This is a genomic window from Klebsiella sp. GB_Kp047, from assembly GCF_040065235.1.
Lineage (GTDB): Bacteria > Pseudomonadota > Gammaproteobacteria > Enterobacterales > Enterobacteriaceae > Klebsiella > Klebsiella quasipneumoniae.
Genome location: NZ_JBEAJG010000032.1, coordinates 135,034 through 159,543, shown reverse-complemented (window position 1 = coordinate 159,543; position 24,510 = coordinate 135,034). Strand labels below are relative to the sequence as shown.

General features: G+C 58.3%; 26 protein-coding genes. 12 read left to right on the top strand and 14 right to left on the bottom strand.

The window, feature by feature from the left end; genetic code table 11:
* Positions 1-116 precede the first annotated feature (116 nt).
* From poxB to ABLV76_RS14305, 4 genes are all read left to right on the top strand, one after another.
* Entirely contained in the window at positions 117-1,835 is a 1,719-nt protein-coding gene (gene poxB / locus ABLV76_RS14320; protein WP_023320052.1) for a ubiquinone-dependent pyruvate dehydrogenase, read from the top strand.
* A 38-nt stretch (positions 1,836-1,873) separates the two neighbouring features.
* Positions 1,874-2,875 (top strand): low-specificity L-threonine aldolase, encoded by a 1,002-nt coding sequence (ltaE, locus tag ABLV76_RS14315; protein ID WP_004201348.1) that lies wholly within the window; start codon positions 1,874-1,876, stop codon positions 2,873-2,875.
* Between the two features lie 10 nt (positions 2,876-2,885).
* The gene (locus ABLV76_RS14310; RefSeq protein WP_065878982.1) at positions 2,886-4,328 is read left to right on the top strand and encodes an SDR family oxidoreductase; all 1,443 of its coding nucleotides are present in this window, start codon (positions 2,886-2,888) and stop codon (positions 4,326-4,328) included.
* 87 nt (positions 4,329-4,415) lie between these two features.
* A complete protein-coding gene (locus tag ABLV76_RS14305) occupies positions 4,416-5,429 on the top strand; it encodes an NAD(P)-dependent oxidoreductase (protein ID WP_002896399.1) in 1,014 nt (337 codons plus the stop codon).
* Here the strand turns inward: ABLV76_RS14305 and ABLV76_RS14300 are convergent.
* A complete protein-coding gene (locus ABLV76_RS14300; protein ID WP_004201345.1) occupies positions 5,426-6,256 on the bottom strand; it encodes an N-acetylmuramoyl-L-alanine amidase in 831 nt (276 codons plus the stop codon). The genes ABLV76_RS14305 and ABLV76_RS14300 overlap by 4 nt on opposite strands.
* A gap of 31 nt (positions 6,257-6,287) precedes the next feature.
* Positions 6,288-7,427 carry a GGDEF domain-containing protein gene (locus ABLV76_RS14295; RefSeq protein WP_004201344.1) on the bottom strand — a complete coding sequence of 380 codons (1,140 nt, stop codon included), beginning with the start codon at positions 7,425-7,427 and terminating at the stop codon, positions 6,288-6,290.
* A gap of 360 nt (positions 7,428-7,787) precedes the next feature.
* Here ABLV76_RS14295 and yahO point away from each other — a divergent pair, with 360 nt between their 5' ends.
* The 7 genes from yahO (at position 7,788) to artJ (ending at position 12,840) form a co-directional block, all read left to right on the top strand.
* Entirely contained in the window at positions 7,788-8,060 is a 273-nt protein-coding gene (yahO, locus tag ABLV76_RS14290) for a DUF1471 family periplasmic protein YahO (RefSeq protein WP_004201342.1), read from the top strand.
* 250 nt (positions 8,061-8,310) lie between these two features.
* A complete protein-coding gene (locus tag ABLV76_RS14285) occupies positions 8,311-8,826 on the top strand; it encodes a lipoprotein (protein WP_094311332.1) in 516 nt (171 codons plus the stop codon).
* Between the two features lie 226 nt (positions 8,827-9,052).
* Positions 9,053-9,781, top strand: coding sequence for an arginine ABC transporter ATP-binding protein ArtP (artP, locus tag ABLV76_RS14280; RefSeq protein ID WP_004201340.1), 729 nt, complete (start codon positions 9,053-9,055; stop codon positions 9,779-9,781).
* A gap of 20 nt (positions 9,782-9,801) precedes the next feature.
* Positions 9,802-10,533 (top strand): arginine ABC transporter substrate-binding protein ArtI, encoded by a 732-nt coding sequence (gene artI / locus ABLV76_RS14275; protein ID WP_002896390.1) that lies wholly within the window; start codon positions 9,802-9,804, stop codon positions 10,531-10,533.
* Positions 10,534-10,539: 6 nt separating this feature from the next.
* Positions 10,540-11,256 carry an arginine ABC transporter permease ArtQ gene (gene artQ / locus ABLV76_RS14270; protein WP_004201339.1) on the top strand — a complete coding sequence of 239 codons (717 nt, stop codon included), beginning with the start codon at positions 10,540-10,542 and terminating at the stop codon, positions 11,254-11,256.
* A complete protein-coding gene (artM, locus tag ABLV76_RS14265) occupies positions 11,256-11,924 on the top strand; it encodes an arginine ABC transporter permease ArtM (protein ID WP_004201338.1) in 669 nt (222 codons plus the stop codon). Before artQ ends, artM begins: the two co-directional genes overlap by 1 nt.
* 184 nt (positions 11,925-12,108) lie before the next feature.
* Positions 12,109-12,840 (top strand): arginine ABC transporter substrate-binding protein ArtJ, encoded by a 732-nt coding sequence (gene artJ, locus ABLV76_RS14260; RefSeq protein WP_004201336.1) that lies wholly within the window; start codon positions 12,109-12,111, stop codon positions 12,838-12,840.
* 83 nt (positions 12,841-12,923) lie between these two features.
* Here the strand turns inward: artJ and ABLV76_RS14255 are convergent, their stop codons facing one another.
* The 12 genes from ABLV76_RS14255 to ABLV76_RS14200 form a co-directional block, all read right to left on the bottom strand.
* Complete coding sequence (locus tag ABLV76_RS14255; protein ID WP_004201335.1) at positions 12,924-14,396, bottom strand: ATP-binding protein; 1,473 nt, start codon at positions 14,394-14,396, stop codon at positions 12,924-12,926.
* Positions 14,393-15,109 carry a response regulator transcription factor gene (locus ABLV76_RS14250; protein ID WP_004201334.1) on the bottom strand — a complete coding sequence of 239 codons (717 nt, stop codon included), beginning with the start codon at positions 15,107-15,109 and terminating at the stop codon, positions 14,393-14,395. The genes ABLV76_RS14255 and ABLV76_RS14250 overlap by 4 nt, the downstream gene beginning before the upstream one ends.
* A 78-nt stretch (positions 15,110-15,187) precedes the next feature.
* Entirely contained in the window at positions 15,188-16,315 is a 1,128-nt protein-coding gene (rlmC, locus tag ABLV76_RS14245; protein ID WP_017899418.1) for a 23S rRNA (uracil(747)-C(5))-methyltransferase RlmC, read from the bottom strand.
* 41 nt (positions 16,316-16,356) lie between these two features.
* On the bottom strand, positions 16,357-16,845 hold the full coding sequence (locus ABLV76_RS14240) for a YbjO family protein (RefSeq protein ID WP_004201332.1): 489 nt from the start codon (positions 16,843-16,845) through the stop codon (positions 16,357-16,359).
* Positions 16,846-16,902: 57 nt separating this feature from the next.
* Positions 16,903-17,748: a putrescine ABC transporter permease PotI gene (gene potI, locus ABLV76_RS14235; protein ID WP_002896372.1), complete on the bottom strand. Its 846-nt coding sequence runs from the start codon at positions 17,746-17,748 to the stop codon at positions 16,903-16,905.
* Complete coding sequence (potH, locus tag ABLV76_RS14230) at positions 17,745-18,698, bottom strand: putrescine ABC transporter permease PotH (RefSeq protein WP_004201331.1); 954 nt, start codon at positions 18,696-18,698, stop codon at positions 17,745-17,747. Before potH ends, potI begins: the two co-directional genes overlap by 4 nt.
* Before the next feature lie 10 nt (positions 18,699-18,708).
* Positions 18,709-19,842: a putrescine ABC transporter ATP-binding subunit PotG gene (potG, locus tag ABLV76_RS14225; RefSeq protein ID WP_004201330.1), complete on the bottom strand. Its 1,134-nt coding sequence runs from the start codon at positions 19,840-19,842 to the stop codon at positions 18,709-18,711.
* A 161-nt stretch (positions 19,843-20,003) separates the two neighbouring features.
* Complete coding sequence (gene potF, locus ABLV76_RS14220) at positions 20,004-21,116, bottom strand: spermidine/putrescine ABC transporter substrate-binding protein PotF (protein ID WP_004201329.1); 1,113 nt, start codon at positions 21,114-21,116, stop codon at positions 20,004-20,006.
* A gap of 348 nt (positions 21,117-21,464) precedes the next feature.
* Positions 21,465-21,944, bottom strand: coding sequence for a YbjN domain-containing protein (locus ABLV76_RS14215; RefSeq protein WP_017899416.1), 480 nt, complete (start codon positions 21,942-21,944; stop codon positions 21,465-21,467).
* Positions 21,945-22,032: 88 nt separating this feature from the next.
* Entirely contained in the window at positions 22,033-22,935 is a 903-nt protein-coding gene (rimK, locus tag ABLV76_RS14210; protein ID WP_004201328.1) for a 30S ribosomal protein S6--L-glutamate ligase, read from the bottom strand.
* 114 nt (positions 22,936-23,049) lie between these two features.
* A complete protein-coding gene (gene nfsA, locus ABLV76_RS14205; protein ID WP_004201327.1) occupies positions 23,050-23,772 on the bottom strand; it encodes a nitroreductase NfsA in 723 nt (240 codons plus the stop codon).
* Entirely contained in the window at positions 23,756-24,043 is a 288-nt protein-coding gene (locus tag ABLV76_RS14200; RefSeq protein ID WP_032455809.1) for a YbjC family protein, read from the bottom strand. The genes nfsA and ABLV76_RS14200 overlap by 17 nt, the downstream gene beginning before the upstream one ends.
* Positions 24,044-24,245: 202 nt before the next feature.
* On the opposite strand from ABLV76_RS14200, the gene ABLV76_RS14195 reads away from it, so the two are divergent.
* The gene (locus ABLV76_RS14195) at positions 24,246-24,509 is read left to right on the top strand and encodes a GrxA family glutaredoxin (RefSeq protein ID WP_002896352.1); all 264 of its coding nucleotides are present in this window, start codon (positions 24,246-24,248) and stop codon (positions 24,507-24,509) included.
* Position 24,510 lies beyond the last annotated feature (1 nt).

The window sequence follows — 24,510 nt, the reverse complement described above, 5'->3', positions numbered from 1 at the left end:
CAGAGTATGCCCAATGCTTCAGCAATAAAACCAGCAAAAAATTGAGGGCAATCGGCAACGTAAGCTGCAGTTTCATCTAAGCTTGAAGGCGTTATCAAAAAAAGGAGATGGAGATCATGAAACAAACCGTGGCCGCATACATTGCCAAAATGCTGGAACAGGCCGGCGTGAAACGTATCTGGGGCGTCACCGGCGATTCCCTCAATGGATTGAGCGATAGCCTGAACCGCATGGGCACCATCGACTGGATGGCCACCCGGCACGAAGAGGTTGCCGCTTTCGCCGCCGGCGCGGAGGCGCAACTGACCGGCGAACTGGCGGTCTGCGCTGGTTCCTGCGGACCGGGTAACCTGCATCTGATCAACGGTCTGTTTGACTGTCACCGCAACCATGTCCCGGTGCTGGCGATTGCCGCCCACATTCCATCCAGCGAGATTGGCAGCGGCTATTTCCAGGAGACCCATCCCCAGGAGCTGTTCCGCGAATGCAGCCACTACTGCGAGCTGGTCTCCACCCCGGAGCAGATCCCGCAGGTGCTGGCGGTGGCGATGCGCAAGGCGGTGATCAACCGCGGCGTTTCGGTGGTGGTGCTGCCCGGCGACGTGGCGCTGAAGGCGGCCCCGGAGAGCGCCAGCAGCCAGTGGTATCATGCGCCGTTGCCGACGGTCACCCCGGCGGAAGAAGAGCTGCGCAAGCTGGCCCAGCTTATCCGCTACTCCAGCAATATCGCGCTCATGTGCGGCAGCGGTTGCGCCGGCGCCCACCAGGAGCTGGTGGAGTTCGCGGCGAAAATTAAAGCTCCCATCGTCCATGCGTTGCGCGGTAAAGAGCATGTGGAGTATGACAACCCGTATGATGTGGGCATGACCGGGCTGATTGGCTTCTCTTCTGGCTTCCACACCATGATGAATGCCGACACCCTGATCCTGCTCGGCACCCAGTTCCCCTATCGCGCCTTCTATCCGACCGACGCCAAAATTATTCAGATCGACATTAACCCCGGCAGCATCGGCGCGCACAGTAAGGTCGATATGGCGCTGGTGGGCGACATTAAATCAACGCTGAAGGCGCTGCTGCCGCTGCTGGAAGAGAAAACCGATCGCCGCTTCCTCGATAAGGCGCTGGAGCACTATCGCGACGCGCGAAAAGGACTCGACGATCTGGCGAAGCCCAGCGAGAAGGCGATCCACCCGCAATATCTGGCGCAGCAGATCAGCCATTTTGCCGATGAAGACGCCATTTTCACCTGCGATGTCGGCACCCCGACCGTCTGGGCGGCACGCTATCTCAAGATGAACGGCAAACGCCGCCTGCTGGGTTCATTCAATCACGGCTCCATGGCCAACGCCATGCCGCAGGCCATTGGCGCCAAGGCCACCGCGCCGGAGCGTCAGGTGGTGGCCATGTGCGGCGACGGCGGGTTTAGCATGCTGATGGGGGATTTTCTGTCGCTGGCGCAGATGAAGCTGCCGGTGAAAATTATCATCTTTAACAACAGCGTGCTGGGTTTCGTGGCGATGGAGATGAAGGCCGGGGGCTATCTCACCGACGGCACGGAGCTGCACGACACCAACTTCGCCCGCATCGCCGAAGCCTGCGGGATTAAAGGTATTCGCGTTGAGAAAGCCTCCGAGGTGGATGAAGCGCTGCAGACCGCCTTCCGCACCGACGGTCCAGTGCTGGTCGACGTCGTGGTCGCCAAAGAGGAGCTGGCGATCCCGCCGCAGATCAAGCTGGAGCAAGCTAAAGGCTTTAGCCTGTATATGCTGCGGGCGATCATCAGCGGGCGCGGCGATGAAGTCATCGAACTGGCGAAAACCAACTGGCTCAGGTAAAACAGAAGCAATACTCTGAACCAGAACAAGGAATAGCCGTGATCGATCTGCGCAGTGATACCGTTACCCGCCCCGGGCGCGCCATGCTGGAAGCCATGATGGCCGCCCCGGTCGGGGACGATGTGTATGGCGACGACCCTACCGTCAATGAACTTCAGCGCTACGCCGCCGACCTGGCCGGCAAAGAGGCGGCGCTGTTTCTGCCCACCGGCACCCAGGCCAACCTCGTCGGCCTGCTCAGCCATTGCCAGCGCGGCGAAGAGTATATCGTCGGCCAGGGGGCGCATAACTATCTGTACGAAGCCGGCGGGGCGGCGGTTCTCGGCAGTATTCAGCCGCAGCCGATTGACGCCGCGGCGGACGGTTCGCTGCCGCTGGATAAAGTCGCAGCAAAAATCAAACCTGACGATATCCATTTTGCCCCGACCCGCCTGCTGAGTCTGGAAAACACCCATAACGGTAAGGTGCTGCCTCGCGACTATCTGCAGGAAGCCTGGGCGTTTACCCGCCAGCGCAATCTGGCGCTGCACGTCGACGGCGCGCGCATCTTTAACGCCGTGGTGGCCTACGGCTGCGAGTTACGCGATATCGCCCAATACTGCGACTCCTTCACCATCTGTCTGTCAAAGGGGCTTGGCGCCCCGGTAGGCTCGCTGCTGGTCGGTAGTGAGGCGTACATTCGTCGCGCCGTTCGCTGGCGGAAAATGGTCGGCGGCGGGATGCGCCAGGCGGGCATTCTGGCCGCCGCCGGGCTGTACGCACTGAAAAATAATGTCCAGCGCCTGCAGGAGGATCATGATAACGCCGCGTGGATGGCGGATCAGCTGCGCGCCATCGGCGCCGACGTTACTCGTCACGATACCAACATGCTGTTCGTTCGCGTCGGTGATGAGCAGGCCCGGGCGCTCGGCGAGTTTATGCAGGCGCGCGGCGTGCTGATCAACGCTTCGCCAGTCGTCCGTCTGGTCACTCACCTGGATGTCGACCGTCAGCAGTTGAGCGAGGTGGTCGCCCACTGGCAGGCTTTTTTACAACGCTAAGGAGTCAGGCGTGTCGCAATCTGTTCTGGTGCTCGGCGCCAGCGGCTATATAGGCCAGCATTTGGTGCGCGAGTTAAGCGCGCGGGGTTATCCAGTGCTGGCGGCGGCGCGCCATACCGACCGACTGCAAAAGCTCGATTTGCCCGGCGTCACCTGCCGGTCCGTCGATCTCAACCAGCCGCAGATTCTGCCTGCTCTGCTCACGGGTATCGATACGCTTTATTATCTGGTACATGGCATGGGCGAAGGCGGCGATTTTATCGCCCATGAGCGTCGGGTGGCGACGCATGTTCGCGATGCCCTGCGCCAGACGCCGGTGCGTCAGATTATCTTTCTCAGCTCGCTGCAGGCACCAGCGCAGGAACAGTCCGACCATCTGCGCGCTCGTCAGGTCACCGGCGATCTCCTGCGCGAGTCGGGTGTGCCGGTCACCGAGCTGCGGGCCGGGATTATCGTCGGCGCCGGCTCCGCCGCCTTCGAGGTGATGCGCGACATGGTCTATAACCTGCCGGTGCTGACTCCTCCGCGCTGGGTGCGTTCGCGTACCACCCCTGTCGCGCTGGAAAACCTGCTCGTTGACCTCGTTGAGCTGCTGAATCATCCTTCCGACGCGCACCGCGTCTTCGAAGCCGCCGGTCCGGAGGTGTTAAGCTACCAGCAGCAGTTCATTCGCTTTATGGCCGTCAGCGGCAAACACCGCCCGCTTATTCCGATTCCCCTGCCGACGCGCTGGATCTCGGTGTGGTTCCTCAATGTCATCACCTCGGTGCCGCCGACCATCGCCAAAGCGCTGATTCAGGGGTTGAAGCACGATCTGATCGCCGATGACCGGACGCTGCGGGCGCTGATCCCGCAAACGCTGATCCCCTTCGATCAGGCGGTTCGCCGCACCCTGAAAGAAGAAGAGCAGCTGGTAAACTCCAGCGACTGGGGCTACGACGCCCAGGCTTTCGCCCGCTGGCGACCGGAGTACGGCTACTATCCGAAACAGGCAGGCTGCACCGTCGCCACTCCGGCGAGCCGCGAAGCTTTGTGGCAGGTTGTTAACCAAATCGGCGGTAAAGAGGGATATTTTTTCGGCAATCTGCTGTGGAAAACCCGCGGCGCGATGGATCTGCTGGTCGGCCACCGGTTGGCCAAAGGGCGACCGCAGCGCGACTATCTGCAGACCGGCGATACGGTCGACAGCTGGAAGGTGATTATTGTGGAGGAAGAAAAACAGCTCACTCTGCTGTTCGGCATGAAAGCGCCGGGGCTGGGCCGGTTAAGCTTTACCATTAACGATAAAGGCGATCGTCGTGAACTGGACGTCCGCGCCTGGTGGCACCCGCACGGTATGCCGGGCCTGGTCTACTGGCTGCTGATGATCCCGGCGCACCTGTTTATTTTCCGCGGTATGGCGCAACGCATCGCCCGGTTGGCCGAACAAATCTCAGGCAGAGTCGAAGGATAAGCATTATTCTTTCATGATTCTCATTGCATAGTCGGGAGAATCACGGAAAAATGCGCACGAAATTCTTTTCTGGGACAGTAGAGTGATATGAAGGTACTGGTTACCGGTGCGACCAGCGGATTAGGCCGCAACGCAGTGGAATATCTGCGCAACAAGGGCATCAGCGTGCGAGCGACCGGGCGCAACGAAGCGATGGGTAAGCTTCTGAGCAAAATGGGGGCGGAATTCATCCCGGCGGATTTAACCGAGCTGGTCTCTTCGCAGGCTAAAGTGATGCTCGCCGGTATCGATACCCTGTGGCACTGCTCAAGCTTTACCTCGCCCTGGGGCACGCAGCAGGCTTTCGATCTCGCTAACGTCCGCGCCACCCGTCGCCTCGGCGAGTGGTCTGTAGCATGGGGCGTACGCAATTTCGTTCATATCTCTTCGCCCTCGCTCTATTTTGATTATCACCACCATCGCGATATTCAGGAAGATTTCCGCCCGCACCGCTTCGCCAACGAGTTTGCCCGCAGCAAGGCAGCCAGCGAAGAGGTGATCAACCTGCTGGCGCAGGCCAACCCGCACACCCGTTTTACCATTTTGCGCCCGCAGAGCCTGTTCGGGCCGCACGATAAAGTCTTTATTCCCCGGCTGGCGCAAATGATGCAACACTATGGCAGCGTCCTGTTGCCGCGGGGCGGCAGCGCGCTGGTCGATATGACCTATTATGAAAACGCCGTCCACGCGATGTGGCTGGCGAGCCAGCCGGCGTGCGATCATCTTCCCTCCGCCCGCGCGTGGAATATCAGCAACGGCGAACCGCGCACCCTGCGCAGTATCGTGCAGAAACTGATCGACGAGCTGGGCATCAAATGCCGGATCCGCTCAGTCCCCTACCCGATGCTGGATATTATCGCCCGCAGCATGGAGCGTTTTGGCGATAAAACGGCCAAAGAGCCGGCCTTTACCCACTACGGCGTCTCGAAACTGAATTTTGATTTTACGCTCGATATCACTCGCGCGCAGGATGAGCTGGGTTATCAGCCGGTGGTGACGCTGGACGACGGGATTGTGCGTACCGCCGCCTGGCTGCGCGACCACGGTAAACTTCACCGCTAACCCTGACCATACTTTTCTAACAGCGCCTCGGCTATCGCTTCGGTTTGCGCATCTGCTACGCCATCCCAGCGCTGGGGGCGGAAGTGCATCTGGAAGGCGGTAATCACTCGTTTTTTCTGCGCGGGAGTCATCTCCGGCGTGACCTGATAGCCGTAGCGCGCCAGCAAATCCAGTACTACCTCAGGGTCCACTGGCTCACTGGCCGGGCGCCCGTTCAGATAGAAAGCCACCCGCTGCTCGTCCGGCCAGGCGCCAATCCCCTGCTGCGCCAGCTGTTGCCAGGGGAACAACGGTCCCGGATCGTCTTTGCGCTGCGGGGCGATATCGGCATGGGCTACCACGTTCTGCGGCGCGATGTGGTAGCGGGTGATAATATCGCGCGCCAGCGGGATCAGGGCCGCGATCTGCTCCGGGTGAAAGGGGGTAAAGCTTTTACCCCCCGCAGTCTTCTGCCAGCCGCGGTTTTCCAGTTCAATACCAATGGAAGTATCGTTGATGCGCGTGCTGCCGCGCCAGTAGCTCACCCCGGCGTGCCAGGCCAGATCCTCTTCCGGCACCAGCTGCCAGATCCGCGGTTTATGATGGTGGCGCGGCGGCTGTTCAGGAATTAAATAGTGGGAGCTGACCTCTTTATCAGTCAGGGTTGCCAGGGAGACATCAAAATTATCTGCGGTATAGTGGATAACCAGCACTTTTATGCGCGGATAGGCCGCCTGCGCCGGATGGCGAGTGTCCAGCTGATATCCGTCGCGATCGATGATGCCTTTTTCCCCCGCGCAGCCGGCCAGCAGTAGCGCCAACAGGAGTACATAGGCAATCCGTTTCATCCCTTCTCCCTTGCCCGGCAGCGTCTCCGGGTTAATAAGACCATTGATTACGTCCTTTATTTTTCGCCTGGTACAGCGCACTGTCCGCCCGGGCGATCAGCGTCTCCATCGGGACCGTGCCATCGGAATCGACGATCCCGATACTGACGGTCACCACCGACGCCACCTCTGATGCCTCATGAGGAAGCGCCGCCTCGTGAATTTTCTGCTGAATGCGCTCGGCAATCGCGGTGGCATGCACCAGGGGAACCCTAGGCAACGCCACCACAAATTCCTCGCCGCCATAGCGAGCCACCAGATCATCTTCGGCCCGGACCGCCATTTTCAGCACCTGCGCGACAGAAGATAAGCACTCGTCACCAGCCTGATGACCATAGCGATCGTTATAGCGTTTAAAGTAATCGACATCGATCATCATCAGCGACAACGGCGTGTTTTGCTGCCAGATCTCCGCCAGATACGCATTCAGCGCCCGGCGGTTAGCGGTCCCGGTTAATGCATCCTGGTTGGCAATACTTTCCAGCCGCTGAATAAGCTGCATATTTTCCTGATGCGTATCCCAGGCTTCATCGTACCAGCGCTGGAGAATACGTCGTCCATACAGCAAAATCGCCGTAAAGATGGTCCACAGGATCAAAAAGCGAATTTCAGCGTGATAGTGGATCTGAATTCCCGCTAGCAAGGCCGTCCCCCATAGCGGCAGCATAAAAGCGATAATGCCCGGCCAATGGTGATACAACGCAGTGAGGCCAGTGGTCAACAATATAACCAGCAGCGGCCAGGCGAAGGGCAAAGCCCAGAAAAAGATAAAACAGTAATTACTCAGGGACCAGCACAGGCTGAGCACCAGCAGCAGCGCGGTGATGATATTCAGCGTATAACGCCCCTGCGCCAGACGCGGCGTGATGGCAATAATCACTAAAATGGCCGAAATAATAATAACCGCAATCAGCGCTATTTCGATATAAGGAATAACCGCCTGGTGAGTCAGGAGCTTCTTATCAAAATAGGTAAAAATAAAGTTGCGGGAGAAAATCATTAACGCAAACGCGATATTTACAAAAGCCAGCCAGGGTAGACTCATTGACAGCGCATGGCGCTGGACATCATCTCTGGTGGCCCACAACGCGGTTCGCTGCTGCCGGGCGCGCTCTCGCTTATTTGTTAACATCTTATCTCCCTGGTGACCTGCATGACCATAGGCGCAGCCCCTGCTTGTCTATATGATAAACTATGTTTCCGGGAATGTCTGTCCGCGCGCTGTCTCCCCTGCCCCGGCCTCTTAAGCTGATTTTCAGCTAATGTCAGTAGAAATTAGTATGCTCCGTTCACGATGTGTAAACGGCAAAAAAAAGCAAGCATTATCAATGCGAATTCTGTCATCTTTTCTTTAAAAAAGAGTTAACTAGCCGTCATAAAATTGCAGTATTTTGCTTGAAAAAAAAGCAGTGTTAGTACAATCTGAAATCGCTCATTGGTGAGTTAAAACAAGAGCATGATGATAGCAAGATAAACAATGGAGTCTAAAAATATGAAATATGCAGCTTTAGTGGCAGGTGCGGCATTGTTTTTAACGGCGAACGCCTTCTCCGCTGAGATTTTATCGAAAGAAGCTTTTGATAAGGTCCATACGCAATACACCAAGATCGGCACCATTTCTTCTACCGGCCAGACCGCACCGAGCGATGCTCGTGAAGAGCTGATTAAAAAAGCTGATGAAAAAGGCGCGGATGTTATCGTGCTCTCTTCCGGGAACACGGATAAAAAACTGCACATTTCCGCTAATATCTATAAGAAGAAATAACTAATCTTATCTCTCAAGAAACACTACCCTGTTTCCGGGGTAGTGTTTCTTGTTTATGCAAAGCCATAATTTATTTTTATCCCGCCGTGATTTTTTCTGCCTGAAAACCGCCGTCATCCCCCTGCTGATTTCCAGCCCTAAGGCTGTAGCCACATCAAGGTCTTAGCTCTTTGCGTCAAGTACAATCCGCACGCTATACGCTATGCTTTAACGGAAACTGAAAACGTAGTTCGCTTATAAGGAAATCATCATGCGCTACAAACTTCTTGCAGCACTTCTCCCTTGCGCGCTGGCGCTCAGCGCCTGTACGACCGTCACCCCGGCCTATAAAGATAATGGCACCCGCAGCGGCCCTTGTGTCGAAGGCGGCCCTGACGACGTAGCGCAAAAATTCTACGACATTCAGATCCAGAACCGTACTCAGGATGCGGCGGCGCTGCGCCCCTATCTCAGCGACGGCCTGGCGAAGTTACTCAATGACGCCCGTCAGGATCCGGCCAACAGCAAGCTGCTGCAGGCTAACCCGTTCTCCAGCAGCAGCACCCCCGCGGACAGCGCCGTCGTCGCCAGCGCCTCAACCATCCCTAATCGCGATGCGCGCAACATTCCGCTGCGCGTGGAGCTGAAACAGGGAACCCAGAACTGGAAAGACGAAGTGCTGATGATCCAGGAAGGCCAATGCTGGGCCGTCGATGACGTTCGCTATCTCGGCAACAACAGCCACGCGCCGGCCGGAACGTTGCGACAGAGTCTGGAGAAACGCTAGTTCGGGAGTTGAAGCGACGCCGCTGAAACGATAACCCCGGTAAAATGTCGGTATTCGCCCCGAGAATGCCGACATTTACGCCCCCCTCACCCACCAGGCAATATTTTGTGCTAACTTTAAAGCTAAACGTGGTTTAGATTTAACTTTTAACGCATAAATATTGCATAACTATTCTGCCAAAGGTACTATTTGCGGCCTCAATAGCTATTCGTATCAGACTGCCCAGATGAGTATTAAACTAAACGGCATTAATTGCTTCTACGGCGCGCACCAGGCGCTGTTCGACATCACGCTGGATTGCCCGCAGGGGGAAACGCTGGTGCTGCTCGGCCCCAGCGGTGCCGGGAAGAGCTCGCTGCTGCGCGTACTCAACCTGCTGGAGATGCCGCGTTCCGGTTCGTTAACCATCGCCGGTAACCATTTCGACTTCACCAGAGCGCCGTCCGATAAAGCGATTCGCGAACTGCGGCAGAACGTCGGCATGGTTTTTCAGCAGTACAACCTGTGGCCGCACCTGACGGTACAGCAGAACCTGATCGAAGCCCCCTGTCGCGTACTGGGGTTAAGCAAGGATCAGGCGCTGGCTCGCGCCGAGAAGCTGCTGGAGCGCCTGCGTCTGAAGCCCTACAGCGATCGTTACCCGCTGCATTTATCCGGCGGCCAGCAGCAGCGTGTGGCGATCGCCCGCGCGCTCATGATGGAGCCGCAGGTTCTGCTGTTCGATGAGCCTACCGCGGCGCTCGACCCGGAAATCACCGCCCAGATCGTTAGCATCATCCGCGAGCTGGCTGAAACCGGCATCACCCAGGTTATCGTCACCCATGAAGTTGAAGTGGCGCGCAAGACGGCCAGCCGGGTGGTGTATATGGAAAATGGCCATGTCGTCGAGCAAGGGGATGCCTCCTGCTTCACGCATCCGCAAACTGACGCGTTTAAAAACTATCTTTCACATTGATGTTTTTCGGGGAAATGACGATGAAAAAAGTACTGATTGCCGCCCTGCTCGCAGGCATGAGCCTCTCCGCTTCCGCCGCGCAGACCATTCGTTTCGCCACCGAGGCCTCCTACCCTCCGTTTGAGCTGGTGGACGCCAACAACCAGATCGTCGGTTTCGATGTGGATCTGGCTAACGCGCTGTGTAAAGAGATCGATGCCACCTGTACCTTCACCAACCAGGCCTTTGACAGCCTGATCCCGGGGCTGAAATTCCGCCGTTTCGACGCGGTCATGGCCGGGATGGACATCACGCCTGAGCGTGAAAAGCAGGTACTGTTCTCCACCCCGTATTATGACAACTCGGCGCTGTTCGTCGGTCAGCAGGGCAAGTTCACCAGCATTGATCAGCTGAAGGGCAAAAAAGTGGGCGTACAGAACGGTACCACGCACCAGAAATTTATCACCGATAAACATCCGGAAATCACTACCGTCCCTTACGACAGCTACCAGAATGCGAAGCTGGATCTGCAGAACGGTCGTATTGACGCGGTCTTTGGTGATACCGCCGTGGTCACCGAATGGCTGAAGAGCAATCCGAAGCTGGCGGCCGTGGGCGATAAAGTGACCGACAAAGCCTATTTCGGCACCGGGCTGGGCATTGCCGTGCGTCAGGGCAACACCGACCTGCAGCAGAAATTTAACGCTGCGCTGGAAAAAGTGAAGAAAGACGGCACTTACCAGACCATCTATAACAAATGGTTCCAGAAGTAAGACTGAATGAACGAAATTTTTCCATTAGCAAGCGCCGCCGGGATGACCGTCGGCCTTGCCGTTTGCGCGCTCGCCATCGGCCTCGTCCTGGCGATGCTCTTCGCGGTACTGGAGTCAGTGAAATGGCGCCCGGTAGCCTGGCTTGCAACCGGCATTGTGACCATCCTGCGCGGACTACCTGAAATTCTGGTGGTGCTGTTTATCTATTTTGGCTCGTCCCAGCTGCTGCTGACGCTCTCTGACGGTTTTACCATCCCGCTCGGGTTCATCCAGATCCCGGTGCAGATGCAGATTGAGAACTTTGACGTCAGTCCGTTCCTCTGCGGGGCGATCGCCTTGTCGCTGCTGTATGCCGCCTACGCCTCGCAAACGCTGCGCGGCGCGCTGAAAGCCGTTCCGCAGGGTCAGTGGGAGTCCGGCCAGGCGCTCGGGCTGTCGAAAGCGGCCATTTTCTTCCGCCTGGTGATGCCTCAGATGTGGCGCCATGCGCTGCCCGGTCTCGGCAACCAGTGGCTGGTGCTGCTGAAGGACACCGCGCTGGTGAGCCTTATCAGCGTCAACGATCTGATGCTGCAGACTAAAAGCATCGCCACCCGCACTCAGGAGCCCTTTAACTGGTATATCATTGCCGCGGCAATCTATCTCGTCATCACCCTGTTGAGTCAATACATCCTTAAGCGGATTGACCAGCGTGCGACGCGCTTCGAACGGAGACCAGGCTGATGCTCGACTACTTACCCGAACTGCTGAAAGGACTGCATACCAGCCTGACGCTGACCGTGGCGTCGATTATCGTGGCGCTGATCCTGTCGCTGATCTTTACCATTATCCTGACGCTGAAGACGCCGGGGCTGGTGTGGATAGTGCGCGGCTACATCACCCTGTTTACCGGTACGCCGCTGCTGGTGCAGATCTTCCTGATCTACTACGGCCCAGGACAGTTTCCTTCGCTACAGGAATATCCCTGGCTCTGGCACCTTATCTCCGAGCCGTGGCTGTGCGCCCTGATCGCCCTGTCGCTCAACAGCGCCGCCTATACCACCCAGCTGTTTTATGGCGCCATCCGGGCGATCCCCGACGGGCAATGGCAGTCGTGCAGCGCGCTGGGGATGAGTAAAAAGGATACCCTGGCGATCCTGCTGCCGTATGCCTTTAAGCGCGCGCTGTCGTCCTATTCCAACGAAGTGGTGCTGGTCTTTAAGAGTACCTCTCTGGCCTACACCATCACCCTGATGGAAGTGATGGGCCACGGCCAGCTGCTGTACGGACGGACCTACGACGTGATGGTGTTCGGCGCCGCCGGGATTATCTATCTCATCGTCAACGGGCTGCTGACGCTGCTGATGCGGCTGGTGGAGCGCAAAGCGCTAGCCTTCGAGCGGCGTAATTAGCGCCTGGCGTATTTTGCATAATAAGTGAACAACAAGACGGACAAGTCTAATACCTGTCCGTTTTTTTTTATATCAAATAAAATACTTAATCATTTTTATTGCATACAAATTCATTTAATGGCATTGTCACCCTATGCCGCAGACACGGCGAATAATCATAAGATTGACAGACGGGAGTTCCACGATGAAAAAGTTAGTTCTGGCTGCACTGCTCACCACGTTCACCTTCGGCGCCGCCGCCGCGGAGAAAATCAGCTTCGGCGTGTCCGCGACCTATCCGCCGTTTGAATCGATGGACGCTAATAACCAGATTGTCGGCTTTGATATCGATCTGGCCCATGCGCTGTGCAAACAAATGCAGGCAGAATGCACCTTTACCAACCACGCGTTTGACAGCCTGATCCCGGCGCTGAAGTTTAAGAAGTATGACGCGGTGATTTCCGGAATGGATATTACGCCGGAGCGCAGCAAGCAGGTCGCCTTCACCGACCCGTACTACGCCAACTCCGCGCTGGTGATCGCCAAAAAAGACGCATTCCACTCGTTCGATGATTTGAAAGGCAAACGGATCGGCATGGAAAACGGCACCACCCACCAGAAATATCTGCAGGATAAACATCCTGAGGTGAAGACCGTCGCCTATGACAGCTACCAGAACGCGATTATCGATCTGAAAAATGGCCGTATCGACGGCGTGTTCGGCGACACGGCGGTGGTCAACGAGTGGCTGAAAACTAACCCGCAGCTGGGGGCAGCCACGCCGAAAGTGACCGACCCGCAATACTTCGGCACCGGCCTTGGGATTGCCGTGCGCCCGGATAACAAGGCGCTGCTGGAGAAACTGAACGCGGCGCTGAAGGCGATTAAAGCCGACGGTACCTACCAGAAAATCAGCAACCAGTGGTTCCCGGAGTAACTTTTTTGCCGGGTGGCGCTGCGCTGACCCGGCCTACACTTTCCCCGTAGCCGGGTAAGGCGTAGCCGCCACCCGGCAATTTCTCAAAGTGGCACGAAGAACCTGAACCGCGCCCCGCTTACCGACTCCACCAGCCTGATCCCGCCCCCGTGCAGCTCCAGCATTCGTTTCACAATCAGCAGCCCTAACCCGCCGCGATCCTCCCGCGACGCCTGGGCAGACAACGCCGACGGCCGCTGGAACAGATCGTCGCGCAGCGCGGCATCGACGCCCGTTCCGTTGTCAGCCACTTCGACCTGGATCTGTTGATTCTCCTGCCAGACCGCCAGACGAATCTCCCCGCCGACGGGAGTATGCCGCATGGCGTTGTCGAGCAGATTGGTCACCACCCTCTCAATCATCGACACATCGGCGTTAACCAGCGGCAGCGGCCCCGGCACATCAATTTGCAGGTTCACCTCGCGCGTGCGGGCGGTTAATTCAAACTTCTGCGCCACGTCGGAAATCAGCTCCCCCATCGCGAAACGCTCGCGCTGCGGCTTAATGCCCCCGTGCTCCAGTCGCGCCAGCTCAAACAGCTGCTGCGAAAGATGGCGCACTTTGTTGCCCTGGCGCAGGGCGATGGTGAGATACTGCCTGCGCTCCTCGGCGGTCAGCCGTTCGTCCTTCAGGGTCAGCGTTTCCAGATACCCCAGCAGCGAGGTGAGCGGCGTACGTAAATCGTGGGAAATATTGGCCACAAATTCGCGGCGCTGGCGGTCGCTGTCGGCCAGCCGATCCCACTGACCGGCTATCTGCCGGGCAAGGTCAATAAAGCGATTTTCGAGCACCGCCACCTCGTTACCGGGATGGGGCTCCGGCGTGCGGGCCGCCAGGGTTTTGATGGCGCTGATGCTGTCCCGATCGTTCGCCGCCACCTGGGCGGTGAGCTGGCGGACCGGCCGGGTCACCCAGAACCATGCCAGGCCTCCCGCCAGCAGGCCAAACAGAGTCACCAGCAGCAGGGTCCACAGAACAATGCTCCACAGCGTTTTTTGCCAGGCGTCGGCCGCCAGCTGATTAAAGGTCTCCCCCTGCAAAATGATATACAGGTAACCGCGCAGCTGGCCGTCGACGCGCAGCGGGGCGGCGCTGAAGACTTTTCGCCCGTCAAGGCTGCGGGGATCGTCGCCATACACCGGCGACGTACTGCCGGTGAGAAAAACCTGCACCGGCGCCATGTCGATCCGCTGGCGTTGGATATGTCCCGGCGGCGCCGCATCGGCCAACAGGTCGCCATCCGGCGACAGCAGATAGAGCTCCACGCTGGGATTAAAGGTCATCAGACGGTCAAACAGCGACTTCAGGGTTTGCCGGTTGACCTCGCCGTGGGCGTCCAGCAGCGGTTCGCGGGCCACAATTTGCTGAGCCAGCCCGGCGGAGAGGCGCTGCACCATGGCGTTGCCATACTGCGCGCTGCTATGTAACTGAACGACGCACACCGCCGCCGCGCACAGTATCAGCAGGGAGACCACCACCAGCGCCAGCCGCTGGCTGAGGCTCAGGCGGCGGATCACGGGGCGGCCTCTTGCGTCACCGGGGCGAACTTATAGCCTTTGCCCCAGACGGTCAGAATGATGTCCGGCTCGGCCGGGTCACGTTCGATTTTGCTGCGCAGGCGGTTGATATGGGTATTGACCGTGTGCTCATAGCCCTCGTGCTGATATCCCCAGACCTGCTCCAGCAGCGCCAGCCGCGAAAACACCTCCCCGGGATGGCGGGCAAAGTAATACAGCAGCTCGAATTCGCGCGGCGTGAGGTCCACCAACTCGCCGCGCAGCCTCACTTCGCGAGACAGCGGGTCGATGCTCAGACCATGGCAGGACAGGCGCCCGGCGTCCATCAACAGGTTCTGCCCCATCGCCTCCTGGCGACGAAACAGCGCTTTAACGCGGGCGATAAGCTCCAGCAGCGAAAAGGGTTTCGCCAGATAGTCGTCGGCGCCCATCTCCAGGCCCAGCACGCGGTGCATTTCGCTGGTGCGAGCGCTGATGATGATCACCGGCAGATAGCGGGTCATCTGGCGGATACGCCGGCAGATCTCCAGGCCATCGACGCCGGGCAGCATCAAATCGAGGATCACCGCATCCCAGACCCGCGTTTCCAGCCGGGCGAGAGCCTGGCTGCCATCGGCCTCATGCACAATCTGATAGCCCTCATCCTGAAGATTGAGCCGCAGCAGCGTGGCAATATCCTCATCATCTTCCACCAGCAGAATGGTTTTGGCCATTAGATTCCCCCCACCAATAACAAAACATGCTGCGTCAAGCTTACCCGATTTCTGCGACGCAAAGCCTTCACATTTTGTTTAAACTTCGCGGACCAGCAGGGTCAGCACTTCGTAGTGGGCGGTGTGGGGGAACATATCAAACAGCTGGACCCGCTCGACGCGATAGCCGCTAAGAAGAGCAATGTCGGTCGCCATGGTGCGGGCGTTACAGCTGGAATAGATAATATAGGGCGGTGCCATGCGGCTTAAATAGTCGCACAGTTCGGCGCCAATGCCGCGACGCGGCGGGTTGACCAGCACCAGCTGCGGGATATCCGCTTCATGCGTGGCGAACTGCGTGGAGTCCAGCGCCTGAAAATGCAGATTGCTGAGCCCCAGCTGCGCGGCAGACTGCCTGGCGCAGGCGATCGCCTCCGGGGCAATCTCTATACCGGTCAGGCGCATCGCCGGCGTCGCGCAGTGCAGGCCAAAACCCCCGACGCCGCAAAACAGATCCCACATATGCTGGACCGGCAGCGCGCGCACCCAGTCGCGGGCGGTGGCGTACAGCCGGCTGGCTACCGTCGGGTTAGTTTGAAAGAAGCTTTGCGGACGGATCCACAGCGGCACCTCATTAAAGACCTCCCCCAGCGCCTGCTGTTCAGTGAAGAAGATCTCCTGCTCGCCTTCCATAATAGCCATATGCACTGGCTGGATATTCGCCGTGATCACCTTAAGCTGCGGCAACTGTGCCTGTAACCAGGGCAGCGCGGCGCGCAGCTGGGCCAACTTGGCCTCTGAGCGCAGCACGAAGCGCAGCATCATCTCCCCTTGCTGGCTGGCGGTTAGCAGCAGATATTTCAGCTCCCCGCGCTTGCGCGCGACGTTGTAGGGGGTTAACCCGGCGCGGGCGATAAAGGGCTTCAGGACGGCAAACACCGGCGCAAACTCGGCGGGATAGAGCGGGCAGTCGGTGAGATCCACCGGGGTGCCGTCGCGGTGCAGCATCCCCAGCAGCGGACGCTCAACGCTGCCGCTGACCACCATTTTGGCCTTGTTACGGAATGCCGCCTCCGGCCCGCTGACCGGCTCGCCCCAGTCGGCGACGGGGATCGCCGCCAGCAGCGTGCGCAGGTCGGCCATTTTATCGGCGAGCTGTTGCGGAACCGACCGTTCCAGCCATTGACAGGAGCGGCAGCGGCCGGCGTCGTAGAGTGCGCAATGCATAATTGACCTTCAAAATTCCAGGGGCGGGGATTGTATCACCGTTATTGCAGGCGGAAAAACCGGCGGCAGTTCGCGGGCACAAACAGCAGCGTCAGGACCAGCAGATCAGGCAGTTTTTGCATCACCAGCGAGTGGAAGATCTCCCGTTTGGATTCGCCGGGAATGCTGAACAACTCCGGATACCCGTAGCCCAGCGACGCCGCCCACAGGTAGCCGGCGGCTATCATCTGCGTCAGCAGATAGACCCAGCGCGCCCAGTTGCGCCCTTTCACCAGCGAGAAGGCGCACCAGATTTCGATAAACACCAGCGCCAGGCTGCCGAGGAAGACCAGCGTCAGGTTCCAGGTCTGGACGCTACGGTGTATGAATTCGTTCAGCCCCTGCAGGCCCAACAGATTGAGGATCATCAGCAGATCCAAACCGCGAATCAAAATAATAGCAAAGGCCGCCACCTGCACCAGCGCAGGGACGTTAAGGCGGGCATGCGATGAGCGAGTTTTCGTAAACAATCCCAACGTAATGTCTTCCATGAAAACGGCGCCACAGGGTGGCGCCGACCGGAGGCTGCTGTACCGATTTTAGGTGGTTCAGCCTTGTCTTGCACGCTGGATATCGCGCACTCGCTGCTTTTCTGCGCGGGCCATCAAATACCAGGCGATAAAACCAACAATACCGACCACGCCGAGGATGAGCGTCGCCAGGGCGTTGATCTCCGGGTTGACCCCCATGCGCACGCTGGAGAAGACCAGCATCGGCAAGGTCGTGGCCCCGGGACCGGAGACAAAGCTGGCGATCACCAGGTCATCCAGCGACAGCGTGAAGGCCAGCAGCCAGCCGGAGATCACCGCCGGCATAATCATCGGCAGCGTGATGACGAAGAAGACCTTCAGCGGCGCGGCGCCCAGATCCATCGCCGCCTCTTCGATCGAGTGGTCCAGCTCGCGCAGGCGCGAGGAGATCACCACCGCCACGTAGGCGGTACAGAAGGTGACGTGCGCCAGCCAGATGGTCAACATCCCGCGATCAGACGGCCAGCCGATGGCGTGACCCAGCGCCACGAACAGCAGCAGCAGCGAGAGCCCGGTGATCACGTCCGGCATGACCAGCGGCGCGGTGATCATAAACGCGAAGCCGTTGGAGCCGCGAAAACGCCCAAAGCGCACCATCACCACCGCGGCGATGGTGCCCAGGATCGCCGCCGCCGTCGCCGCGCAGGCGGCGATAGTCAGGCTCAGCCCCACCGCGCTCATCATCGCGTCATCGTGGAACAGTTCGCTATACCAGCGCGTCGACCACCCGGCCCAGACCGTCACCAGCTTCGAGCTGTTGAACGAGTAGATCACCAGCATCAGCATCGGGGCATAAAGGAAGGTGAATCCGAGCACGAGGATCAGAATGCGCCACGGCGAGCGTACTACAGGCAAGTCGTTCATCCCTGCTCCCCCATCTGTTTTTGCTGGTGCTTGTGGAACCACATGATCGGCACAATCAGCAACAGCAGCATAACAATCGCCACCGCCGAGGCGACCGGCCAGTCGCGGTTGTTAAAGAACTCCTGCCACAGCACGCGGCCAATCATAATGCTGTCCGGCCCGCCCAGCAGCTCCGGGATCACGAACTCCCCCACCGCCGGGATAAACACCAGCATGGAGCCAGCGATAATCCCCCCTTTGGTGAGCGGAACGATCACCTGAAAGAAGGTCTTCAGGGGCCGGGCGCCGAGGTCCAGCGAGGCCTCCACCAGCGAATAGTCGATGCGGGTCAGCGCGGTATAGATAGGCAGCACCATAAACGGCAGATAGGCATAGACGATACCGATATACACCGCCAGGTTGGTGTGCAGGATCTCCAGCGGCTGATCGATAACCCCTAGCCACAGCAGGAAGTTATTCAACACCCCGTTGCTCTTCAACAGCCCCATCCAGGCATAGACGCGGATCAAAAACGACGTCCACGACGGAAGGATCACCAGCAGCAGCAGAATATTGCGCGTCGATGGCTTGCTGTGCGCCACCGCCCAGGCCAGCGGATAGCCCAGCAGCAGGCAGCAGAGCGTCGAGATGCCCGCCACCTGCAGCGACTGGAGATAAGCCTCGAAATAGAGCGGATCGTCGGTCAGCTGCAGGAAGTTGGCAAAGTTAAGCGTCAGCGTCAGCTGGCCATCCGCCCACTCCATCAGATCGGTGTAGGGAGGGATCGCCCGCGCCATCTCGGCAAGACTTATCTTGAACACGATCAGGAACGGCAGCATAAACAGCAGGATCAGCCACAGATAGGGCAGCGCGATCACCAGCTTGCGGCCATGTGCCATCTGCAGGCGCGCCGCCCACAGCGCGAAGCCGCCCGGTTTTTTCGCCCCTGACGGGGATTCAACGGTACTCATCGCCCTCTCCTTACACCGTCAGTACAACGCAGCTGTCCGCATCCCAGCATAAACGCACCTCGTCACCCCAGGTGGGCGTCCCTTTCCGATGGCGGTGCTCATTCTGCAGCTGGGCGCTGATCATCTGCCCGCTTTGCAGGCGCACATGATAGATAGAGAGATCCCCCAGATAGGCGATATGAATCACCTCGCCGACGGCAAAATTGTAGCCATCCGCCGGCGGCTCATCGCACAGCATGATCTTCTCCGGACGCAGCGCCACCCATACCGGCACGTTGTCCACCACCGAGGCGTCGGGGTCAACCTTCAGCGGATGCACCAGGCCCGGCGAGCTCAGCACCAGGCCATCTTCGAGGCGCTCTTTCACCAGTCCTTCAAAGACGTTCACCGAGCCGATGAACTCGGCGCTGTAGCGGGTGGTCGGGTGTTCGTAAATCTCTTCCGGTTCGCCAATCTGCACAAACTTGCCGCGGTTCATGATGGCGATACGGCCCGCCATGGTCATGGCCTCTTCCTGATCGTGGGTCACCATCACGCAGGTCACGCCAACGCGCTCAAGAATATCCACCACCTCCAGCTGCATGCGATCGCGCAGCTTTTTATCCAGCGCCCCCATCGGTTCGTCGAGCAGCAGCAGCTTAGGTCGTTTCGCCAGACTGCGCGCCAGCGCGACACGCTGGCGCTGGCCGCCAGAGAGCTGGTGCGGCTTACGTTTAGCGAACTCCTGCATGTGCACCAGAGCCAGCATCTCCTGCACCCGGGCGGTGATTTCCGCCTTCGGCAGACGATCCTGTTTCAGGCCGAAGGCGATATTCTGCTCAACGGTCATATGGGGAAACAGGGCGTAGGACTGGAACATCATATTGATAGGCCGCTGATAGGGCGGCACGCGCGCCAGATCCACGCCGTCGAGCATAATCTGTCCGGCGGTCGGTTGCTCAAAGCCCGCCAGCATGCGCAGCAGGGTCGATTTCCCGCAGCCTGATGCGCCCAGCAGAGCAAAAATTTCGCCTTTGTAAATAGTGAGACTGACATCGTCGACAGCATGCTGGCCGTCAAACGACTTGGTTAAGTTACGGATTTCCAGCAGCGGGGTCAGCGCTTTGGGGGCTTTCGCCTGTGGGCGGGGCATTACGTCGTTCAATCGGGTGCTCTCCGGCAAAAAAACGATCACCATATGGTCCGGTGCCATACTTCGTGCTTAACAGTGCATGTGCACCATCCTGGTGCTTCTGCTCGCCGGGCGCGCTGCCATTTCCCGGCGAGTGCCGTTCTGATTCGGCCCGCTTACCGGGCCGTCAGAGTTTATTTACCGCTCTTCACTTTGGTCCACGCGCGGGTACGCACGCGGTCGATCTTCGGATCCTGCACCTTCAGCGTGAACAGTTTGGCGAACACATCCGCTGGCGGATAAATCGCCGGGTTGTTACGGATAGTCTCGCTGACCAGCGGCGTGGAAGCCTTGTTGCCGTTGGCGTAGAACACCTGGTCGCTGATTTTGGCGATCACATCCGGGCGCATCAGATAGTTAAGGAACTGATAGGCCTCATCTTTATTTTTGGCATCGGCCGGCATGGCAAAGACGTCAAAGAACGCCAGCGCGCCCTCTTTCGGAATAAAGTAAGAGACGTTGACGCCGTTCTTGGCCTCTTTCGCACGGTTTGCCGCCTGCCAGACGTCCCCTGCCCAGCCGATCGCCACGCAGATGTCGCCATTGGCGAGGTCGTTAATATATTGCGAAGAGTGGAAGTAGCGGATGTTCGGCCGCAGCTTCAGCAGCAGATCGGTAGCCGGACCGGTGTAATCATTCGCTTTGCTGCTGTTCGGATCCTTGCCAAGGTAGTTCAGCACAGTGGCGAAAATCTCTTCCGGCGCGTCGAGGAAGGAGACGCCGCAGCTTTTCAGTTTTTCAAGATTCTCCGGCTTCAGCACCAGATCCCAGCTGTCCACCGGCGCATCTTTGCCGAGGACGGCTTTCACTTTATCCACGTTATAGCCAATGCCCGTCGTCGCCCACAGGTAAGGCATAGCGTATTTATTATCCGGGTCATGCTTGGCGACCAGCTTCAGCACTTCGGGATCAAGGTTCTTCCAGTTGGGCAGCTTGCTCTTATCCAGCGGCTGGAACACCCCCGCCGCCAGCTGGCGCTCAAGGAAGCTTGCCGACGGCACCACCAGATCGAAACCGGTGCTGCCGGCCATTAATTTGCCTTCCAGCACTTCATTGGAATCAAAAACGTCATACACGACTTTAATCCCGGTCTCTTTTTCGAAATTGGCCACAGTGTCCGGCGCAATATAATCAGACCAGTTATAGACATGCAGGGTTTTTTGTTCGGCGGCGAGCGAACCGGCAGAGACGGCCATCAGCGCACCCGTAACCAGACCTGTTAACCATTTTTTACCAAAGGCGGTCATATCTCTTTTCCTTCTCAACGCCCGTTAACTTACGGGCTCAAATATACGCATTTCTACGCATGCAAAAATCATGCATATTTTTTCATTGCCTGAGAAAAGGAGAGCGGATCTCTCCCGGAGTGGTTGCTCGCAACTGGAAGCATCGCCAGAATAACTGTAGCCAGAATAAGAGGCTATAGCCCAGGTAAAAAAACGCCTTTTATCAAATTTTTATGCAGTAACGGTCTACGTGATAAGCCAAAACGGCCTGAATGGCGGTGAATAATGCTTTAAAGAAAGGTTAAATACAGAATAAAAGCGGGTAATACGCAGCCGCTGCGGTAGTGGCTGCGCTAATTTTAGGCAGGTTTAGTGAAGAAAATGGTATTGCACGTTTTCCGCGGCCGGCTCTTCTTCTTCGCCTTTGTACAACAGCTGATTGGCGCCGGCTTCGAGGATCACCATCGAGATCTGCTCCTCGCTTTGGCGGAAGAACCAGGCGAACTGCTCCATGGTCACCCCAGGACCGATAGACAGCGACTGACAGACCACCAGCTTGGGCAAATTATCGTCCTGAATGTCGATAAACGCCTTCACGGTTAACGAGCTGGCGTTGATGGCCGAGAGATCCGCTGACAGCGCCAACAGAGCAGTCGGCTTCACCTCCGCCAGGGCGGAAAAGAGCACCACGTTGTCCACCAGGTCAATTTTGGCATCAAAAATACCGTCGAAATTCTGCATATGCGGCAGGTGCAATGCCTGGCAGGAATCGCACTCAAAAAAGCTGATGCCGATCTCATCCAGCCAGCGACGTAGCGTATCCAGACCCGGAACGACCAGTGAATCCATAGTGCCTGTGACCTCTTACAGTGGAAAAACGACGCCATAGCTTACGCAAAAAAAGCGCCGCATACCATGACAGTCTTGCATCCGGCGGTTAGCCGCCTATTTTCAAACAGAATTCCGGTGTCGCCTGGCGCTCGATCCAGGCGATCATCCTGCTGGCGATGTCCACACCGGAGGTGGTTTCCACCCCTTCCAGCCCGGGCGAGGCATTTACCTCCATCACCAGCGGCCCGCGGGTGGCGCGTAAAATATCGACACCGGCGACGTCCAGCCCCAGGGTTTGCGTCGCCTTGATGGCGATGGCCCGCTCCTCGTCGCTAATCTGCGCCACCGAGGCCATGCCGCCGCGGTGCAGGTTAGAGCGAAAATCGCCCTCTTTAGCCCGCCGTTCGATCGCCGCCACCACCTCATTGCCGACCACCAGGCAGCGAATATCGCAGCCTTTTGCCTCGGCAATGTACTCCTGCACCAGGATGTGGGCGTTCAGCCCGCGAAAGGCGTCTATCACGCTCTCCGCCGCCTGACGGGTCTCCGCCAGCACCACGCCGATCCCCTGGGTGCCCTCCACCAGCTTCACCACCAGCGGCGCGCCGCCGACCATGGCGATCAGATCGCTGGTGTCATCGGGGGAGTGAGCGATGCCGGTCAGCGGCAGATCGATGCCCTGGCGCGCCAGCAGCTGCAGCGAGCGAAGCTTATCGCGAGCGCGGGTAATAGCGACCGATTCGTTCAGCGGATAGCTTCCCAGGAGCTCAAACTGTCGCAGGGCCGCGGTGCCATAGTAAGTGATCGCTGAGCCAATGCGCGGGATCACCGCATCAAAGTGCGGCAGCTGGCGACCTTTGTAGTGGATCGACGAGGCCACCGGACTGACGTTCATATAACAGGAAAGCGGATCGAGGATCTCGACCTGATGCCCGCGCTGTTGCGCCGCTTCGCGCAGGCGTCGACATGAATAAAGCGTTCCATCCCGGGATAATATGGCAATTTTCATCCTGCACCTCTGCAAAAAGACCCGCTCTGGCGGGCCTCAGCTATCGAACACATTTTCACCTTTCCTGCCGCCAGCGGTGGATACCGCCTGGCCGGAGCAGCAGTGTACACGTAATCAGCGCGTTGCCCACCCCTGCTTATGCAGATAGTCGAGAATAAACGGACGACTCTCTTTCACGATAGTGCGACGGATATGATCGCTCCAGGTATCGCGGCGGGCGTTGCTGCCGCGCGACAGATAATAGTGCGCCAACTGGTCGTCATACTCCGCCAACAGCGCGTTATCCAGCGGCTGATAGCGGTTCTCATGCACCAGCATGGCGGCCGGCATCCGCGGCTTGATGTCCGGGTTATCCGCCGGCCAGCCAAGGCAAAGGCCGAACAGCGGCAGGACGTGCTTTGGCAGCTCCAGCAGCTCGGTCACCGCCTCGATGCTGTTGCGCAACCCGCCGATATAGACGCCGCCCAGCCCGAGGGACTCGGCGGCGGTCAGCGCGTTCTGCGCCAGCAGCGCCGTATCGACAACGCCGATCAGCAGCTGTTCCGCCAGCCCCAGCTCCGCCTGCGGGCAGATCTGCAGGTGGCGATTAAAGTCGGCGCAGAAGACCCAAAACTCCGCCGCCTGGGCGACATGCTGCTGGCCGCCGGTCAGCGGGACCAGACGTTCACGCAGGGCCGGGTCAGTAATACGGATGATGGAGGTGCACTGTAAAAAACTCGAGGTAGATGCCGCTTGCGCGCTGGCGATAATCGCCGCGCGCTGTTCGTCGCTCACGGGCGCATCGGTGAAGTGGCGGATAGAACGGTGGCTGCGCAGCAGCTCAATGGTCGGCGTCATTTCGTTTTTCTCTGTCAGACAAGGATTCAGGCTCAGGAGAGTGGGTTAACTGCGGGGCCACGATCTGCGCCATCCGCCACATCACGACGATGGCGGCGGGGATCATCAGCACGATCCCGACAAAGAGCATCACCAGCGCCGCGGTCGGGCTGGCAATGGACGCAGGCAGCTGGACATACTGGTTAAGTGAGAGCCAGGCAAGGGTTAACAGCCCCATCCCGAGGATCTCAACCAGCAGAATGCTTTTCGGCAACGGGGCAAATTTTCGCATCACGCCTCTCCGGTTGATAAACGCAACGCGCCAGCCAATGCCGCCGCGCCGCCGGGTCAGTATACGGGTTTTGATAGTAAGACATTTATCAAACATAGCCGTAAACCATCGAAGCAAAAGGCAGAACCTGCTTTCCCTCACCGACCAATGCAGGCATCATAAGCGCCATTCGCCATCCGGCTGAGGTTTAAGGAGAGAAGCAATGTTTACCGTTATTTTTGGTCGTCCAGGCTGCCCTTACTGTGTTCGCGCCAAAGAGCTGGCCGAAAAACTGACCAACGAGCGTGATGATTTTAACTACCGTTACGTGGATATTCACGCCGAAGGCATCAGCAAAGCTGACCTGGAAAAAACCGTCGGCAAACCGGTTGAAACCGTACCGCAGATTTTCGTCGACCAGAAACACATCGGCGGTTGCACCGATTTCGAAGCCTGGGCGAAAGAGAACCTTGGCCTGTTTGCCTGAG